Origin of the sequence: Rhodoblastus acidophilus, assembly GCF_900187365.1 — a bacterium.
Lineage (GTDB): Bacteria > Pseudomonadota > Alphaproteobacteria > Rhizobiales > Beijerinckiaceae > Rhodoblastus > Rhodoblastus acidophilus.
On the sequence record NZ_FYDG01000009.1, the window covers coordinates 119,938 to 137,856 of the forward strand.

Below are 17,919 nucleotides of genomic sequence, written 5' to 3' on the forward strand. Positions count from 1 at the left end.
CGGAGGCGAAAGCGCGAACTTTTGCGGCGAGCGCCCGTTTCCATAAATGCAAGATGCGGCAGTGCAGCAAATTTCGCTTCCCGAATGCGCGCGCCCCGTTTTAGCATTGCGCCGGCACAGGAAATAAGAACAGAACAAGAGGAGCGAGCGTTGAACGATCACACGCCAACGTCCAGCGTCGAAAAGACGCCGGTCTATAAAGACCTCTACGAGATCGGCGAAATTCCGCCCCTCGGCCATGTTCCTAAAAACATGCACGCCTGGGTGATCCGCCAGGATCGTCACGGCCCGCCGGACACCGCCATGCAGCTCGAAGTCGTGCCCACCTGGGAACTCGACAGCCATGACGTGCTGGTGCTGGTGATGGCCGCCGGCGTCAATTACAACGGCGTGTGGGCGGCGCTGGGCGAGCCGATCTCCCCGCTCAACGTCCACAAACTGCCTTATCATGTCGCCGGATCCGACGCCTCGGGGATCGTCTGGGCGGTCGGCTCCAAGGTCACGCGCTGGAAGGTCGGCGACGAAGTCGTGGTGCACTGCAACCAAGACGACGGCGACGACGAGGAATGCAACGGCGGCGACCCGATGTTCTCGTCGTCGCAGCGGATTTGGGGCTACGAAACCCCGGACGGCTCGTTCGCCCAGTTCTGCCGCGTGCAGGACCGCCAGCTGATGGTGCGGCCCAAGCACCTCACCTGGGAGGAAAGCGCCTGCTACACGCTCACCCTCGCCACCGCCTATCGCATGCTGTTCGGCCATGAGCCGCACCGCCTGAAGCCCGGCGACAACGTGCTGGTGTGGGGCGCCTCGGGCGGTCTCGGCGTGTTCGGCGTGCAGTTGATCGCCGCCGCCGGCGCCAACGCCATCGGCATCATTTCCGACGAGAGCAAGCGCGACTATGTGCTCTCGCTCGGCGCCAAGGGCGTGATCAACCGCAAGGATTTTAAATGCTGGGGCCAGCTGCCCAAGGTCAATTCGCCCGAATATAACGAGTGGACCAAGGAAGCGCGCAAGTTCGGCAAGGCGATCTGGGACATCACCGGCAAGAAGGATGTCGACATCGTCTTCGAACATCCGGGCGAAGCGACCTTTCCGGTCTCGACTCTGGTGTGCAAGCGCGGCGGCATGATCGTGTTTTGCGCGGGGACGTCCGGCTTCAACCTCACCTTCGACGCCCGCTACGTGTGGATGCGTCAGAAGCGCATTCAGGGGTCGCATTTCGCCCATCTGAAACAGGCGGCGGCCGCGAACAATTTCGTGGTCGATCGCCGCGTCGACCCCTGCATGTCCGAAGTCTTCCCCTGGGCCAAGATCCCGCTGGCCCATATGAAAATGTGGAAGAACCAGCATGCGCCCGGCAATATGGCGGTGCTGGTCAATGCGGTCGAGACCGGGCTGCGCACCGTGGAAGACGTGATCGAGGCCGGCCGCCGCAAGGGCTGACCGCCTCAAAACCTCTCGGTTCAGGGCGGGGCTTCGGTCCCGCCCTTTTTCATGCCCCGCGCCTGCCGGGCCCGCGCCACGGCCTCGTTCAATTCCGCGCCATAGATGAAAATCGCCCCGAGCGCGTAGAGGAACACGATGGCGATCATCACCGACGCGAGGCCCGCATAGGTGGCGACGTAGTTGAAGGCGAAACGCGAGAGATAGGCGCTGAAGGCCAGCGCGAAGATCATCCAGGCGCCGAAGGTGAGCGCGATGCCGGGCGCACAGTCGCACAGCCGTATCCGGGCGTTGGGCAGCACGCGATGCGCCACGATCAGCGCCACCAGCAGGATGATCGTGGCGACGAGATAACGCCCCCAGGCCACCAGATGGCTCGCCGGCTCCAGCGCGGGCGCGAGGCGCAGCAGGCCGGCCCAGATCACCGGACCGAGCACCAGCAGCAGGGTCAACGACAACAGCGCCAGGGCGCCGATCAGAACGTAGCCGATGGACTGCAGCCGCAACCGCCACCACGGCCGCGTCTCCTTCACGCCATAGGCGCGATTCAGCGCCGTCCGCAGCGCCTCCACGCCGCTGGAGGAAAAATAGACCGCCAGCGCCGCGCTGAGGGTGAGCAAGCCGCCGTGCCGCGCGCTGAGCACCCGGTGGATTTCATTGAGTATGGGACCGGACACCTGCGGCGGCCAGATGTCGAAGAAGGTCCCGGCCGCGTCATCCGCCATTTTCTGCGCGCCGAAAAAACCCGCCAGGCTGGTGACGAAAATCAGAAAGGGGAAAATGGCCGTCAGGCCTTGCAAGGCGATATGACTCGACATGGCGTAGCCATCGTCGCCGTCGAAATTGCGCGCGCTTTCCAGGGCCAGACGCCAGAATTCGAGCATGCCTCTCTCGCGTTCGCAATGACCGACGGGCTTATGACCCATTCGAATGACGCCACAATGTAACAGGTGGCGAGGCGGCGGCCCGTCGCCTATGTTTCAGGCGAACGGAGATTTTTTCATGGCCGCGCAGACCCCGCTTGTGCAGAACCCGCTTGTGATGGAATGGGACACGCCTTTCGCCCTGCCCCCCTTTACGCAGATCGCGACAGACCAGTTCCGACCGGCCTTCGACGAAGCCCTGCGCGAACATGAACAGGACATCGCCGCCATCACGGCCAATCCGGACGCGCCCACCTTCGCCAACACCATCGACGCGCTGGAATTGGCGGGGAGAAAGCTCAACCAGGTCGGCGGCGTGTTCTGGAACCTGACCGGCACGGATTCGACCGAGGACTTGCGCGCGATCGAACGCGACATTTCACCGCGCCTCACCCGCCATTACACCGCCATTTCGCTCAATCCCGCGCTGTTCGCCCGTGTGGCGGACCTTTATGGCCGGCGCGAGACTCTGGCTTTGGATGAGGAGCAGGCCCGCCTGCTCGAACTCACGTATAAAAGCTTCGTCCGCACCGGCGCGACGCTGCAAGGCGCGGATCGCGCGCGTTACGCCGAGATCGCCGAGCGCCTGACCACGCTCGAAACCGAATTTTCGCAAAACCTGCTGGCCAACGAAACCGACTTCCTGTTTGAACTGGAGGAAAGCGACCTCGCGGGTCTGGCCGAAGACGTGAAGGCCGCCGCCGCCCAGACGGCGAAGGAGCGGAACACCGCCAAGCCCTACGCCCTCACGCTGCAGCGTTCCAGCGTCGAAGCCTTCTTGAGCCAGTCCAGCCGGCGCGACCTCCGCGAAGATCTGTTCAAGGCCTGGATCGCGCGCGGGGAAAATCCGGGCAAGACCGACAACCGGCCGCTGATCGCGCAAATCCTGGCGCTGCGGCAGGAGAAGGCGCGCCTGCTCGGCTACAAGACCTATGCGGATTACAAGCTCGAACCGACCATGGCGCATGAACCGGGCGCCGCGGCCGCGCTGATGGACCAATTGTGGACGCCGGCGCTGCGCCGGGTTGAGGAGGAGCGCGCCGCCCTGCAACAGAGCGTGGACGAGGCCGGCGGCAATTTCACCCTGGCCGCGCATGATTGGCGCTATTACGCCGAAAAGCTGCGGGCGTCGCGCTACGCGCTGGATCAGGCCGAACTGGCCGGCTATTTCCAGTTGGAGAACATGATCGCGGCCGCCTTTTATTGCGCGGAAAAACTGTTCGACCTGCGTTTCCAGCGCCGCGACGATCTGCCGGTCTATCACCCGGATGTGCGCGCCTACGAGGTCACCGACGGGCAAGGGCGCCATGTCGCGATCTTCTACGGCGACTATTTCGCCCGCGCGGGCAAGCGTTCGGGCGCGTGGATGTCCAATTTCCGCGGCCAGAAGAAGCTGGGCGGCGAGGAGCGCCCGGTGATCGTCAATGTGATGAATTTTTCCAAACCCGCGCCGGACCGCCCTTCCCTGCTGACGCTTACCGAAGTCATCACCCTGTTCCACGAATTCGGCCACGCCCTGCACGGCATGCTGTCGGACGTGGTCTATCCCTCGATGAGCGGAACCTCGACCCCGACCGATTTCGTCGAATTCCCGTCCCAGGTTTACGAACATTGGGCGCTACGCCCGGAAGTGCTGCAAAAATTCGCGACGCATTTCGAGACCGGCGCGCCCATGCCGCAGGCGCTGATCGACCGGATCGTGGCGGCGCGGCATTTCAACCAGGGTTTTCAAACCGTCGAATTCCTGGCCTCGGCTCTGGTCGATTTCAAACTGCATTGGCGCGCCGATTCGCCCGAGGAAATCGGCGCGGCCGAAGCCGGCGTTCTCCAGGACATCGCCATGCCCGCCTTCATGGTGATGCGTCACCGCTCCCCGCATTTCGCGCACATATTCGCGGGCGAAAGCTATGCGGCCGGCTATTATTCCTATCTCTGGTCGGAAACGCTGGACGCCGACGGTTTCGCGGCCTTCGAGGAAGCCGGCGACATTTTCGATCCGGCGACAGCCAAACGCCTGCGCGATCACGTCTATGCGGCCGGCAATCGCCGCGACCCCAACGCGGCCTATGCCGCCTTTCGCGGCCGGGCGCCTGATACGGCGGCCCTGCTACGAAAGAAGGGTTTTGTATGATCGAAGGTCATATTGCGCTGCGAAAAGCGGCGCTTTAAGCCGTTTCAAACACGACAATTCCCATGTCCGAACGCAGGAGCCGAAATGACTCAGGCCGCCAAAGAAGAATTTTTTGCCCTCGGCCGCAAGGCGACCCACGCCATTGAGGCGCTCTACGCCGAGGCCGTGGCCAGCCTGCGCGGAAAAGTCGTTGAAAACGGCAAATTGTCCAACGCCCTGATCGAAAAGGAACAGCACGCCGCCCACGGCCTCGCCTGGCTCGCCACTTACGTCGAATCCGTGCGCGAGATGCTGGCCTATGCCGAGCGCGTCGATGGCGAGGGCCGCTACGGCGAGACCGAGGATCTGCTGACCCGCATCGGCGTCGGCGAATATCTGGCGCAGATTTTCGGCGGCATTCCCATGAGCCAGGGCGAGTTCGTGCGCCCGTCCGATTTCGGCCTGTCGCCGGAAGCCATCGCCGCCAGGAAGACGCCGGAGATCGACGCGCTGATCGCGACCGGCAATACGGTCCCCAACCGCGCCCGACTGGTCGATCTGGTCGATCACGCCGAAGCCTCGGCCACGGTCGGCACGCCCGGCCTCGACGAAACGCTCGAAGCCATCCGCGCGGAAATCCGCAAATATGCCGAAGCCGAAGTGCTGCCCCACGCGCATGAGTGGCACCTCAAGAACGACTATATTCCGCTCGAGATCATCAAGGGCCTCGCCGATCTCGGCGTGTTCGGCCTGACCATTCCCGAAGAATTCGGCGGCATGGGCCTCGGCAAGGACGCCATGTGCGTGGTGACCGAGGAATTGTCGCGCGCCTATATCGGCGTCGGCTCGCTCGGCACCCGTTCGGAAATCGCCGGCGAACTGATTCTGTGCGGCGGCACGCCGGAACAGAAGGCCAAATATCTGCCCAAGATCGCCTCGGGCGAAATCCTGCCGACGGCGGTGTTCACCGAGCCCAACACCGGCTCGGATCTGGCCTCGCTGCGCACCCGCGCGGTGAAGGACGGCGACAAATATATCGTCAACGGCAACAAGACCTGGATCACCCATCCGGTCCGCGCCGACCTGATGACCGTGCTCACCCGCACCAACCCCAGCGAGCCCGGCTACAAGGGCTTGTCCATGCTGCTGGCGGAAAAACCGCGCGGCGACGATTCCAATCCCTTCCCGGCCAAGGGCATGTCCGGCGGCGAAATCCACGTGCTCGGCTATCGCGGCATGAAGGAATATGAGATCGCCTTCGACGGTTTCGAGGTGCCGGCGGAAAACCTGCTCGGCGGCGTCGAGGGCCAGGGTTTCAAGCAGTTGATGCAGACGTTCGAGGGCGCCCGCATCCAGACCGCCGCCCGCGCGGTCGGCGTCGCGCAATGCGCCATGGAATTGGCCCTGCGCTACGCCAAGGAGCGCATCCAGTTCGGCAAGGCGCTGGTGCATTTCCCGCGCGTGGCCGACAAGATCGCGATGATGGCGGTGGAAGTGCACATCGCCCGCCAGATCACGTATTTCGCCGCTCGCGCGAAAGACGCCGGCAAGCGCTGCGATCTCGAAGCCGGCCAGGCCAAGCTGCTCGGCGCCCGCGTCGCCTGGGCGGCGGCGGACAATGCGCTGCAAATCCACGGCGGCAACGGTTTCGCGCTGGAATATCCGGTGTCGCGCGTGCTGTGCGACGCCCGCATTCTCAACATCTTCGAGGGCGCGGCGGAAATTCAGGCCCAGGTGATCGCGCGTCGCCTGCTCGAGGAGTAACAAGACCGGGCGCGCCGCTCCGGCGCGCTCACTCACCTTCGGGGGCGTCGGGACCGATCAGCCGATAGAGTTTCTGCGCGTCCGGATAGGAGCCGCGCCGCTCGGCGCAGCCAAGAATTTCCAGCACGACGACTTTTTGCGCCAGGGCGAGGGTCAGCACATTGCCCGGCCCCACTTGTTTGGCGGCCTGGTCCGTCTTTCGCCCGTCCACCCTGACATAGCCGTTTTCGACCAGCGCCTGGGCCAGAACGCGCGTACGCGCCATGCGCGCGAACCATAACCACTTGTCGAGGCGCTGACGGTCGCCCTCCCCCATTCAGCGCGCCTTGATTCGCGCCAGCGCGGCCTTTGTCCTCTCGCGCAAGGACCGACGAAACTTCTCGCGCTGAAGCAGGCCGTTGAAGGCGAAACGCCCCTCCGGCGCGACGCCCAGCATGACGTCGGCGACCGGCAGCCGCACCCGCCACAGATGATCGATCATCGGATGATCGGGAATGGCGCAGGAATCCACGATCTCGACCTCCTTGTCGTTCAGCAGCCGGTCCGTCATGTCCATGGTCAGCAATACGCCGGGGGACAACGCGGCATAGTCCTCATCATAGGCGGTTTTCCAGAAATAGGCCTGGCCGCGGCGATCCAACAGGACAATGTTGCCGGCGATCATCCTGCCGTCGAGCGAAAGCCAGTAGATCCGGCATTTGCCCTCGCGTCCGAGCGTCCGGCTCATCGCCCTCAGGAACGCCGCCGAACCCGGATGATTCAGGAAGGCCGTGCCTTTTCGCCCCTTCCACCCCTTGGCCTCCAGCAGCATGAATGCCTCGATCTGCGTGCGGAGGTCGTCGGCGTCGTGCGTCATGTGGAAGGCGACAGCGCCCAACTCGCGAAAACGCCGGAATTGACGCTGCAGTTCCTTGCGCTTCTTGGCGGAAACGAAGTCGCGCGCGCCGACCGCGACCAAAGTGGCGTCGAGCGCGGCGCGGTCATATTGCCCCATCGGATTGAACGGGAGATTGCGCTGGCGCGCGGCGTCGCGCATCACGGCATAGGTCGGATTGGCCTTGATCAGCAGCGGCGCTTCCACGACGCTCAGGCGCGGATGATTGTCCCGGAGCCACGCCGCCATTTGCTCCATCACGACGAGCGCGCAGGCGCTGTCGAGCAAGGGCGCGCATGAGCAGCCGTATTCGTGGCGCCAACTGCGCGCGATGGACGGAAACGCCGATTTCGGGATGCAAATGGGCCAAAGACCGAGCAGGCGGCCGCGCGCCTCGACGCGCCCCCCCTCCCAGCACAACAGGAATTTCGGTTGGCCCGCGCCGGGAAGGTGGCGGGCGGCGTTCAGGGCGAAACCGGGCTCAAAAAAAATGTTGGGCTCGAGGGCGCGATTGGCGAGATCCCTCCACTGATCCTCATAGGTCTGAGCCGCCTCCGCGCTCAGACATTCGAGGAAATGCACAAAGTCCGGGCGAGACTCGTCCACGGCGCGCGCGAGCGCGTTTGGCGCGCTCGACGCCGGCCCGTTCAGGAATGAGGCAGGCAACCAGTGCGGATCGGTCAAATGCTTCACCTCCGGTCAGACCCGCGACAAAATCCGGCCCATTGCGCCGGTTTGACACGAAACGACCGCGCCAGAACAACTCTAGCTTAGAAGCATTCAAGCTTTAGGCCAGAAATCAGCCCAACAGGCCGCCCGACCGCGGCGCGAGCGGATTGGCGCCAAGGGCCGCCGCGTCCGGCGTATCGACCGCCGGCTGGCCGGCGAAGGCGCGATAAAGTCCGTTGACAAACGTCGCCTGCAAGTCCTTGACGATAAAGACGATCCGAGTGCGCCGGTCGGCGTCCGGCCAAGCGCTCAACCGAACCGGCGGATGAAAGACGTGCTGGACCCCGTGAATCACCAGCGGGCGCTCGAGATCGTCGGACAGCGCGATCAGACCTTTGACGCGCAAGAGATTGGGACCGTGCGCGCTGCGCAGCATTTCCAGAAACAGACCGCAAGCGTCCAGACTGAGCGGCTCCGCGCTGGTCAGGCAAAAGCTGCGAATCGCTTCGTCATGGCCGCCATGATGATGATGGGCGTGATCGTGGTCGTGGTGTGCGTGGTCATGGTCATGAACCTCGCCGCAGACGCCGCAGGCTTCGCGCTCCAGCGCCTCGGCGTTCAGCCAGGCGCGAATGTTCAGGCTCCCGGTTTCCGGGTCGTAAAGCCCGGCGTTCAGCAGGTCGGCCGCGCCGATCGGCTTGATGGCGTCGAGCACGCGCGCGGTCGGATTGATCTCCGCCAGCCTGTGGGTCAATTCCGCGAATGCGCGCCGTTTTTCGTCGTCGTCGAGCATATCGGTCTTGGACAGAACGAGACGGTCGGCGATGGCGGCCTGTTTGAGCGCTTCGGGATGCGCGCGCAGCGTCGCCGCGCCATTGACCGCATCGACCAGCGTCACCACGCCGTCGAGCCGGAAACGCATCAGAAAATACGGATGGCTCATCAGCGTATGCAGCACGGGCGCGGGATCGGCGAGCCCGGTGGTCTCGATGATCACGCGGTCGAAAGCGCGGATGCGCCCGTTGTCGCGGTCGCGCAGCAGCTTCTCCAGCGCATCGACCAGATCTCCGCGAACGGTGCAGCAGACGCAGCCCGAGGCCAGCATCACCATGTCGCCGTCGATCTTCTCGACAAAAAGATGATCCAGCCCGATCTCGCCGAATTCATTGATCAGCACGACCGCCCCCGCCAGGGCGGGATCGCGCAGCAGGCGATTGAGCAGGGTCGTCTTGCCGGCGCCGAGGAATCCCGTGAGGATCGTCATCGGGACCGGATTCGGCCGTTTCGATTGCGATGCGGCGCCGGTCAATGCGCGGCCGCCTTGTGTTTCGGCTTGGCGGCGGACGGTTTCGCTTTCGCGTCCTTCTTGGCCGACGCCACCTTGACCGCGGCGGCTTTGGGCGCGACGGCCTTGTGGCCGCGCGCGGCGGGCTTGGGCGCGGACGCGGCGTGATGGGAAATCGCCGTCGCGGCGGCGGCGGCCAGCGGCGCGGAATAGGCGATGGCGCCGATGGGCGTGTCGACGGGACGCGGTCCGGCGACCGGCCCCTGGTAGCCTGGCGCCGGCCCGACAAACAGATCCACCGGCTCATAAGTCGGACGCGGCAAGGCGGCGATGGCCGCCCCGCTCACGGCCGCCTCGCCCTCCGCCGCGATCGGCGCGGCGAAATCCTCGCTTTCGGCGGCGAGCTGCGCCGCCTTGCTCCGGCCGCCGCAGGCGATGCCCTGCATGTTCGGCGGCGTCCCCCCCACCGACGGCAGATCGGCGACGGTCCCGTTCGCGGCGGAGCTGGCGAAGGCCTGATTCAGCAGGTCGGCGGCGTGAGCGGTGCGCAGGCGGGCGGAGGTGTCGCCGAACACCACCACGATCACCCGGCGGCCCGAGCGGCTGGCGCTGGCGACCAGATTGAACCCGGCCGGGCAGGTGAAGCCCGTCTTCATTCCATCGGCGCCGGGGTAGCGGCCGATCAGCCCATTGTGGGTCGGCACGATCTGCTCTCCCAGCCGAAACGCGCCGATATTAAAGAGATCGGCGTGGTCCGGGTGGCGCAGCAGCAGGGCGCGGCCGAGAACCGCCATGTCGCGCGCCGAGCTGTAATGGTTGGGGTCGTGCAGCCCGTTCGGGTTGACGAAGTGGGATTCCTGCATCCCCAGCGCGCGCGCCGACGCATTCATCTCGTCGGCGAACGCCTCGACCGAGCCCGAAACGCCTTCGGCTATGGTGACAGCAAGGTCGTTGGCCGACTTCACCATCAGCATTTTCAGGGCATTGCCGAGCGTGACCTGCGTGCCCGGCGCAAAGCCCATTTTCGAGGGCTTCATGCGCGCCGCCCGCGCGCTCACCACCAGCGGCGTGTCGAGCGTGAGCCGACCGGACTTCACCGCCTCCAGCGCGACATAAACCGTCATCAGCTTGGTCACGGAAGCCGGATACCAGGCGCGGGTCGCATTGCGCTCGGCGATGACGCGGCCGCTGTCCACATCAATGGCGACATAAGGCGTCGGCACATGAACGGCCGGCGCCTCGACCGCCGCCTTGTGCGCGGGCGCCGCCTTGCCATGTTTGTGGGCGGCGAAAGCCAAATCCGGCGCGACGAGGCCGGGGGCGACAAGCGCCGTGAGCAAGGTCAGACGCAGGGATGAACAAAAGGACTTGCGACTCATGGCGTTCCGCACAACCTCCGGATCGCGTTTCGGATCAATCGCGTCTGGGACGCCCGAGGACGTTGCATGAACGCCCGCGCTGTCAATTCAAAGCTCAAAAGCGCTCGAAAGCCGATGCGCCACGGTTGCGGCAATTTCATGGCCGCGTCATTCGCCGGGCGCGCGCGCCTCGAGCGCCAGGGCGTGCATCCCGGCGGCGAATTCCTCGGCGAGCAGCGCATTGACGGCGCGATGCCGCTCGACGCGGGACTTGCCGGCGAAGGCGGGCGAGACGATGCGAATGCGGAAATGCGTTTCCCCGCCCTGCGGCGCGCCGCCCTCATGCACGAGATGCCCCGCGTGCTTGTGCGATTCGTCGATCACCTCGATCTCGTTCGCGGCGAAAGCCGCTTTCAGTTTCGTTTCCATGCGTTCGCGCAGACTGAGCGTCATATCCCCACCTCGTGCTTGATTCGCGGCCGATCCGCCAAGTCAACGGATTTAATCTCGTTATCATCCTTGCCCGCGGCGCCGACCACGCCATATTGTGGCAAACATGAACCTCAACTCACCCTTGTTCGACCGTATCAGGACTCGACGCGAAGCCAAGAGCGAGCCCGCACCCAGCGCGCGCGGACCCGTTTGCGCGCATCCCGGCTGTCAGGCTCCGGGGGAATTCCGGGCGCCGATGGGCCGGTTGCGGGAAGGGCAATATTTCTGTTTCTGTCTCGACCATGTCCGTGAATATAACGCGACCTACAATTATTTTAACGGCATGAGCGACGAGGACGTCCTTCGTTTCCAGAAGGACGCGGTCACCGGCCATCGGCCGACGTGGAAAATGGGCGCCGACCGGAACGGCGCCGCCGACGCCGGCATGGCCGATCCCTTCCACATGCAGGGCGGCAAGCCTGGCAAGAACCGGACGCCGCGGCACGGGGTTGTGGCGCGCAAGGCTTTGCACGTTCTCGACCTTGATGACGACGCCGGGCCGGCCGAAATCAAGGCCCGCTACAAGGATCTGGTGAAGAGATTACACCCCGACGCCAATGGCGGCGACCGTTCCAACGAAGACAGACTGCGCGAAATCATCAACGCCTACAACGTCCTACGCTCCTTTCGCATCGTGTGACCGCGCCCCGTCCGCACCCGCGCCGCCGCCGCGAAATCCAAGCTTTTCCTTGTCGGCCCTCGCGTCGAGAGGCTATCAAGGGTTCAGAACACGCCACGCTCAGCCCGTCGCCGCCGCCGTGCGTCCATGCGCGCCGGACAGTCCATCCGAAACGATGCGGCGACAATGGAGGACAGATGCAATTGACCTCGTCGACCCCCACGCCCGCGATCCCCGACACCACGGTCGCGGTGCGCGAGACCTTCGGCTTCGATTCCGACCTGAAGATTCCCGCGTTCTCCAGTCGCAACGAGCATGTGCCTGAACTTGACCCGGATTATCTGTTCGACCGCACCACCACGCTCGCCATTCTCGCCGGCTTCGCCTACAACCGCCGCGTCATGGTCACCGGCTATCACGGCACCGGCAAATCGACCCATATCGAGCAGGTCGCCGCCCGGCTGAACTGGCCCTGCGTGCGCGTGAACCTTGACAGCCACGTCTCCCGCATCGATCTGGTCGGCAAGGACGCCATCGTTCTCAAGGATGGCAAGCAGGTCACCGAATTCCGCGACGGCATCCTGCCCTGGGCGCTGCAGAACAATGTCGCGCTGTGTTTCGACGAATATGACGCGGGGCGCCCGGACGTGATGTTCGTGATCCAGCGCGTGCTGGAAGTCTCGGGCCGCCTGACGCTGCTGGACCAGAACCGGGTCATCAAGCCGCATCCGGCGTTCCGGCTGTTCGCCACCGCCAACACCATCGGCCTCGGCGACACCTCCGGCCTCTATCATGGCACCCAGCAGATCAACCAGGGGCAGATGGACCGCTGGTCGATCGTCGCCACGCTGAACTATCTGCCGCATGACAAGGAAGTCGAGATCGTCGCCGCCAAGGTGAAGAAATCGCAAGGCGACGTCCGCGAGGCCATCGGCAGGATGGTGCGCGTCGCCGACCTCACCCGCAACGCGTTCATGGCCGGCGATCTCTCCACCGTGATGAGCCCGCGCACCGTGATCACCTGGGCGGAAAACAGCGAAATCTTCGGCGACATCGGCTTCGCCTTCCGCCTCACCTTCCTCAACAAATGCGATGAACTGGAACGGCCGCTGGTCGCGGAATTCTATCAGCGCTGCTTCGGCAAGGACCTGCCCGAATCGGCCGTGAATGTCGCGTTGAGCTGACCGGTCTCGAACGAGGTCGCCCCGTGACGTTCTCCAATCAAAAAGGCCCGACGCCCCGCGAGGCGCCCTCCGAGCCTTTCAAACGGGCGGTGGTCGGCTGCCTGCGCGCGATGGCCGGCAAGCCGGAGCTCGAAGTCAGCTTCGTCGTGGACAAGCCGGGCGTGATCCAGGCCGTCGGCCCCGGCGCGCTTCGCCTGCCCGAGCCGCCGCGCCGGATGGGCGCGCTGGACGCGACCGTGTTGCGCGGCCAGGCCGATTCCGCGGCGCTGCGGCTGGCCTGTCACGACGCGGCCTTGCACCAGAAAATCCTGCCGCGCGGCGAGACCGCGCGGGCGGTTTTCGAAGCGCTGGAGCAGACGCGCGTCGAAAGCATCGGCGCGCGGCGCATGACCGGCGTGGCCCAGAACCTCGAAGCGGCCCTCGACGACCGTTACGAGCGCGCCGGCCTGTCGGCCGTCCGCTCGCGAGACGACGCGCCGCTCGAAGACGCGCTGGCCCTGCTGGCGCGCGAACGGCTGACCGGCCGCAAGCCGCCTGAGTCGGCGGCGCGCGTCGTCGCGCTGTGGCGGGACGAGATCGAGGCTCAGGCCGGCCCCGCGCTGGCGCGGCTGGAGATCGCGCTGGAGGATCAGCGCGGCTTCGCCAAGGTCGTCCGCACCATCCTCGAAAGCCTCAATCTGGCGGAAGCCGGCGAAAACCCGATTGATGAGGACGAGGACTCGGACGACGACCGCTCGGAGAACGACAATTCCGATTCGAGCGGCGAGGGCGAAGCGGAGCAGGCGTTCGAGCGGCTCGAAAGCGAACGCGTCGAGGCGGCGGACGAATCCTCGCCCGATTTCGAGGGCGAAGTCGAAAGCGGCCCCCCCGGCGAAACGCCGGACGACCTCAGCCCCGGCGACAGCGAGGAGCCCTCCGGAACGCGGCGCGCCCCGCCGGCCAACCCACATGCGCCGAGCGTGGACTATCGCGCCTTCGCGCCGCAGTTCGACGAGACGGTGAACGCGGAAGAATTGTGCGACGCCGACGAACTGGAGCGGCTGCGCGCCTATCTCGACAAGCAATTGGTTCACCTGTCGCCGGTGGTGGCGCGGCTGGCCAATCGGCTGCAAAGACGCCTGCTGGCGCAACAGAACCGCGCCTGGGAATTCGACCTCGAGGAGGGCATGCTCGATCCGGCGCGGCTGTCGCGCGTGGTGACCGATCCGCAGACCCCGCTCTCGTTCAAGCGCGAGAAGGATGCGAACTTCCGCGACACGGTGGTGACGCTGCTGATCGACAATTCCGGTTCGATGCGCGGCCGTCCCATCACCGTGGCGGCGACCTGCGCCGACATTCTGGCGCGCACGCTGGAACGCTGCGGCGTCAAGGCGGAGATCCTCGGCTTCACCACCAAGGCCTGGAAGGGCGGACAAGCCCGCGAGGCCTGGCTCGCCGCCGGAAAGCCGGCCAACCCCGGCCGCCTGAACGATCTGCGACATATCGTCTACAAGGCGGCGGACGCGCCATGGCGCCGATCGCGGAAAAACCTCGGCCTGATGATGCGCGAGGGCCTGCTCAAGGAAAATATCGACGGGGAAGCCCTGGATTGGGCGTACAAAAGATTGCTCGGCCGTCCAGAGCAGCGCAAGATCCTCATGATGATTTCCGACGGCGCGCCGGTGGACGATTCGACTTTGTCGGTCAATCCCGGGCATTATCTGGAGAAACATCTTCGCCAGATGATCGCCCAGATCGAGTCCCAGGGCTGCGTTGAACTTCTAGCCATCGGCATTGGACATGACGTCACGCGGTATTACAGCCGCGCGCTCACCATCGTCGACGCCGAAGAGCTCGGCGGCGCCATGACGGAGAAATTGGCGGAGTTGTTTGCGGACACGCAAACTCCGGCGCGCCGCTCGCGGTAATTGGGGAAAGGCGCGCCAAGCATGGCTTGCATAGCGGCGGCAAACGCGTTAGCTAGCCGCACATTCGCAGCTTATCACGCGGGATCGGGTCGCGTGCGGAGAGAGTAATGGCTTACGTCGTCGTCGACAATTGCATCATGTGCAAATACACGGATTGTGTCGAGGTTTGCCCCGTGGATTGTTTCTACGAGGGCGAGAACATGCTCGTCATCAACCCCGACGAATGCATTGATTGCGGCGTCTGCGAGCCGGAATGTCCGGCCGAGGCGATCAAGCCGGACACCGAGCCGGATCTGGAAAAGTGGCTCGCCCTGAACGCTGAATACGCCAAGGTTTGGCCGAATGTCACGATCAAGCGCGACGCCATGCCGCAGGCCAAGGAATATGACGGCCGCGAAGGCAAGCTGGAAGCCTTCTTCAGCAAGAACCCCGGCCAGGGCGACTGATTGCGCTTCGCCGCAAGTCGCATCAGCGACTTGCGGCATTGATCTTAACCGTTGACCGCCCCAAGATTTTGGCGGATCAATAATCCTTTGATTCGTTCGTTAATTTATGATATTGAAGCTTACGCCAGCGCCTTACCGCGCGGCATTCTTAAGCTCGCGAGGAAATTGTGACCATCCGGCTTGGTTCCCACACGAGTGCGGGACTTATTTTAACTTCGCCGCGTCATACTCTTCCCTCGTCTGTCGCTGCGCGTGAGAGCGCACAACGGAGTCTGCTTGCTGAAGCTCCTGTAGTGACCTGGATTGAGTGACCTGAAGAAGGTTCAATGCGACTTGGGTCGCTGCAAACAGCGACATTCAGCTCGTAAGCAACAAAGGGAATGCGCATCGAAAAACGCGTCTGGAAGCGATTTCAGCCCCCATCGGGCTGAGGAGGGTGGTTCGTCTGCCCTTATCGGAGTTTCAGCTCAGAGCCGATAGGCTTCCGCGCTGGAGATTTGAACTCAAACCTTAGCGAATGGTTCAAGGTGACGCAGAAAAAACTCTCCCCGGCCAATGCCGCGCCCGCTCTCCGCCCGATCGATCAGAACAAGACCCAAGCCCCCGTCAAGACCAGCAAAGGCGGATCGACCAAGGTGAGCTTCAAAGCGAACGAATTCATTGTGTATCCGGCTCACGGCGTCGGCCAGATCACCGCGATTGAAGAACAGGAAGTCGCCGGCTTCAAGCTTGAGTTATACGTTATTTCCTTCTCCAAGGATAAAATGACGCTGAAGGTTCCGACCCCGAAGGTCGCCTCCGTCGGCATGCGTAAGCTCGCCGAGGCGGATGTGGTCAAGAAAGCGCTGGACACGCTCACCGGCCGCGCGCGCGTCAAGCGAACGATGTGGTCGCGGCGCGCTCAGGAATATGAGGCCAAGATCAACTCCGGCGACCTGATCGCCATCGCGGAAGTGGTGCGCGATCTCTATCGGTCGGACGTGCAGCCTGAGCAGTCCTATTCCGAGCGGCAGCTCTATGAGGCGGCGCTCGATCGCATGGCCCGCGAAATCGCCGTGGTTCAGAAGCTGACCGACAGCGAAGCGCTGAAGGTCATCGACGGACAATTGCAGAAAAGCCCGCGTCGCGCCGCCAAGACCGACGAACAGGCCGACGAGGGCGATGTCGAGGAAGCGGCCTGACGCTTTCGTTCCGGTCAAAGCAAAAGCGGCTGTCACAGCCGCTTTTTTCATGTCCGCCTCGCGCCCTAGAAGGTTAAGCGCCGATTAACCCGGCTCGCCTATGCTAAACGCCGCCTTAATCGCGCGAGGACAAGCCCGGAGCTCATGCGGACGACGATCTTTCCCTTCGGAGATTTCTTGACCGATTCGGCGCGCCTGTTCCTGTTGCGCCGGTTTCAAGAGCTTGTCGGCGTGACGATCATCGGCGCAACCCTGGCGTTGGGCGCGTCTCTGGCGACTTGGTCGGTCAACGACCCCAGCCTGAACCACGCCACCGACTCCTCCGTGCACAACATGCTCGGCGTGCGCGGCGCCATTGTCGCCGACCTCGTCATGCAGCTCATCGGGGTGAGTTCGATAGCATTGCTCGCGCCGCTGGGGTTTTTCGGCTGGCGGATCGTCATCCACCAACCCGCGCACCAGACCCGGCTGCGGCTGGGCTATTGGCTGCTCGGCATTATTTCGTCGGCGGCGCTCGCGTCCCTCCTCCCCAATACCGAACGCTGGCCGCTGCCGACCGGCATGGGCGGCGTCGTCGGCGACGCCGTTCTATCCCTGCCGCGTCTCTACTTCTCCGATTTCGGATTGGCGCTGACCAGCCTTGCGCTCTCGGTCGCGGCGATCTTTTCGCTGTCCCTCGCCGCCGGCTTTGGCAAGCTGCCGCGCTCCGACAAGCCGAAGGCCGCCGTCGACTCCCGCCTCGGCGGCGCGGCGAAACCGCCGGAAAAAGCGTCCTGGCTGAACGCGCTGCGCCGCGCTTTGCCAGGAAATCGCGCGCGCCCGAAAGAGGCTCAGCGCGAGATCGCGCGCGACGAGCCGACATTTCAGTTTGATCAAAAGGACTCCGGCAAGAGTCGCGGCTCGGACGCCGAGGACGTCCCGGCGGCGCCAGAGGAAGCCGCAGGCCGGGGACGCGCCGTCCGGTCGCGACGGCCCGCCGGCGGCCCATTCGGCCTGCCGGAAACGGAATTGCTGAATCTGCCGAAGGCCGGACCGCACTCCATTCCAAAGGACACCCTGGAGCAAAGCGCGGTCTTGCTCGAAAGCGTGCTGGAAGACTTTTCCGTAAAGGGAGATATTGTCAGCGTTCATCCCGGCCCTGTTGTGACGCTGTACGAATTCGAGCCTGCGCCGGGGATCAAGTCGTCGCGGGTGATCGGCTTGGCCGACGATATCGCCCGCTCGATGTCGGCGGTTTCGGCTCGCGTCGCCGTGGTGCCCGGCCGCAACGCCATCGGCATCGAACTGCCCAATCCGCGACGCGAGACCGTCTATCTGCGCGAACTGATCGCCTCGCCCGATTTCTCCGATAGCAAACACCGCCTCGCCATCGCCCTGGGCAAGACCATCGGCGGCGAGCCCGTCATCGTTGATCTCGCCAAAATGCCCCACCTGCTCGTCGCCGGCACCACCGGCTCCGGCAAGTCGGTCGCCATCAACACCATGATCCTGTCGCTGCTGTACCGGCTCAAGCCGCAGGACTGCCGCCTGATCATGGTCGATCCGAAAATGCTGGAGCTGTCGGTCTATGACGGCATCCCCCATCTGCTCACCCCCGTCGTCACCGATCCGAAAAAGGCGGTGGTCGCGCTCAAATGGGCGGTGCGCGAGATGGAGGACCGCTA

The 17,919-nt window shown here is 64.3% G+C and carries 15 protein-coding genes; 9 read left to right on the forward strand and 6 right to left on the reverse strand.

Features of this window, described 5'->3' with window-relative positions:
- The first annotated feature begins 150 nt into the window (after positions 1-150).
- A complete protein-coding gene (gene ccrA, locus CFB24_RS16015; RefSeq protein WP_244593279.1) occupies positions 151-1,443 on the forward strand; it encodes a crotonyl-CoA carboxylase/reductase in 1,293 nt (430 codons plus the stop codon).
- Between the two features lie 20 nt (positions 1,444-1,463).
- Here ccrA and CFB24_RS16020 read toward each other — a convergent pair whose 3' ends face one another.
- On the reverse strand, positions 1,464-2,327 hold the full coding sequence (locus CFB24_RS16020; RefSeq protein WP_088521640.1) for a YihY/virulence factor BrkB family protein: 864 nt from the start codon (positions 2,325-2,327) through the stop codon (positions 1,464-1,466).
- A gap of 118 nt (positions 2,328-2,445) precedes the next feature.
- Between CFB24_RS16020 and CFB24_RS16025 the strand changes: the two genes are divergently transcribed.
- A complete protein-coding gene (locus CFB24_RS16025; protein WP_244593280.1) occupies positions 2,446-4,497 on the forward strand; it encodes a M3 family metallopeptidase in 2,052 nt (683 codons plus the stop codon).
- An 84-nt stretch (positions 4,498-4,581) separates the two neighbouring features.
- Positions 4,582-6,240 carry an acyl-CoA dehydrogenase family protein gene (locus CFB24_RS16030; protein ID WP_088521641.1) on the forward strand — a complete coding sequence of 553 codons (1,659 nt, stop codon included), beginning with the start codon at positions 4,582-4,584 and terminating at the stop codon, positions 6,238-6,240.
- A 28-nt stretch (positions 6,241-6,268) separates the two neighbouring features.
- On the opposite strand, the gene CFB24_RS16035 is transcribed toward CFB24_RS16030, so the two are convergent.
- The 5 genes from CFB24_RS16035 to CFB24_RS16055 all read right to left on the reverse strand — a co-directional run bounded on the left by CFB24_RS16035 (position 6,269) and on the right by CFB24_RS16055 (position 10,879).
- The gene (locus CFB24_RS16035) at positions 6,269-6,556 is read right to left on the reverse strand and encodes an RNA-binding S4 domain-containing protein (protein ID WP_088521642.1); all 288 of its coding nucleotides are present in this window, start codon (positions 6,554-6,556) and stop codon (positions 6,269-6,271) included.
- On the reverse strand, positions 6,557-7,720 hold the full coding sequence (locus CFB24_RS16040) for a GNAT family N-acetyltransferase (protein ID WP_141098470.1): 1,164 nt from the start codon (positions 7,718-7,720) through the stop codon (positions 6,557-6,559).
- A 193-nt stretch (positions 7,721-7,913) separates the two neighbouring features.
- Positions 7,914-9,092: a CobW family GTP-binding protein gene (locus CFB24_RS16045; RefSeq protein ID WP_425332099.1), complete on the reverse strand. Its 1,179-nt coding sequence runs from the start codon at positions 9,090-9,092 to the stop codon at positions 7,914-7,916.
- Positions 9,089-10,447, reverse strand: coding sequence for a D-alanyl-D-alanine carboxypeptidase family protein (locus CFB24_RS16050; RefSeq protein WP_088521645.1), 1,359 nt, complete (start codon positions 10,445-10,447; stop codon positions 9,089-9,091). Before CFB24_RS16050 ends, CFB24_RS16045 begins: the two co-directional genes overlap by 4 nt.
- Positions 10,448-10,594: 147 nt before the next feature.
- Positions 10,595-10,879 (reverse strand): BolA family protein, encoded by a 285-nt coding sequence (locus CFB24_RS16055; protein ID WP_088521646.1) that lies wholly within the window; start codon positions 10,877-10,879, stop codon positions 10,595-10,597.
- Between the two features lie 235 nt (positions 10,880-11,114).
- Here CFB24_RS16055 and CFB24_RS16060 point away from each other — a divergent pair, with 235 nt between their 5' ends.
- The 6 genes from CFB24_RS16060 to CFB24_RS16085 all read left to right on the forward strand — a co-directional run.
- Positions 11,115-11,558, forward strand: a complete 444-nt coding sequence (locus CFB24_RS16060) for a J domain-containing protein (RefSeq protein WP_338066172.1) — start codon at positions 11,115-11,117, stop codon at positions 11,556-11,558.
- A 176-nt stretch (positions 11,559-11,734) separates the two neighbouring features.
- Entirely contained in the window at positions 11,735-12,721 is a 987-nt protein-coding gene (gene cobS, locus CFB24_RS16065; RefSeq protein ID WP_088521648.1) for a cobaltochelatase subunit CobS, read from the forward strand.
- 23 nt (positions 12,722-12,744) lie between these two features.
- A complete protein-coding gene (gene cobT, locus CFB24_RS16070; protein ID WP_088521649.1) occupies positions 12,745-14,628 on the forward strand; it encodes a cobaltochelatase subunit CobT in 1,884 nt (627 codons plus the stop codon).
- Between the two features lie 107 nt (positions 14,629-14,735).
- Positions 14,736-15,074, forward strand: coding sequence for a ferredoxin FdxA (gene fdxA, locus CFB24_RS16075; protein ID WP_088521650.1), 339 nt, complete (start codon positions 14,736-14,738; stop codon positions 15,072-15,074).
- A 497-nt stretch (positions 15,075-15,571) separates the two neighbouring features.
- Positions 15,572-16,255: a CarD family transcriptional regulator gene (locus CFB24_RS16080; RefSeq protein WP_244593281.1), complete on the forward strand. Its 684-nt coding sequence runs from the start codon at positions 15,572-15,574 to the stop codon at positions 16,253-16,255.
- A gap of 177 nt (positions 16,256-16,432) precedes the next feature.
- Positions 16,433-17,919: DNA translocase FtsK (locus tag CFB24_RS16085; protein ID WP_176440456.1), on the forward strand; the 1,487-nt coding region annotated here is incomplete at its 3' end.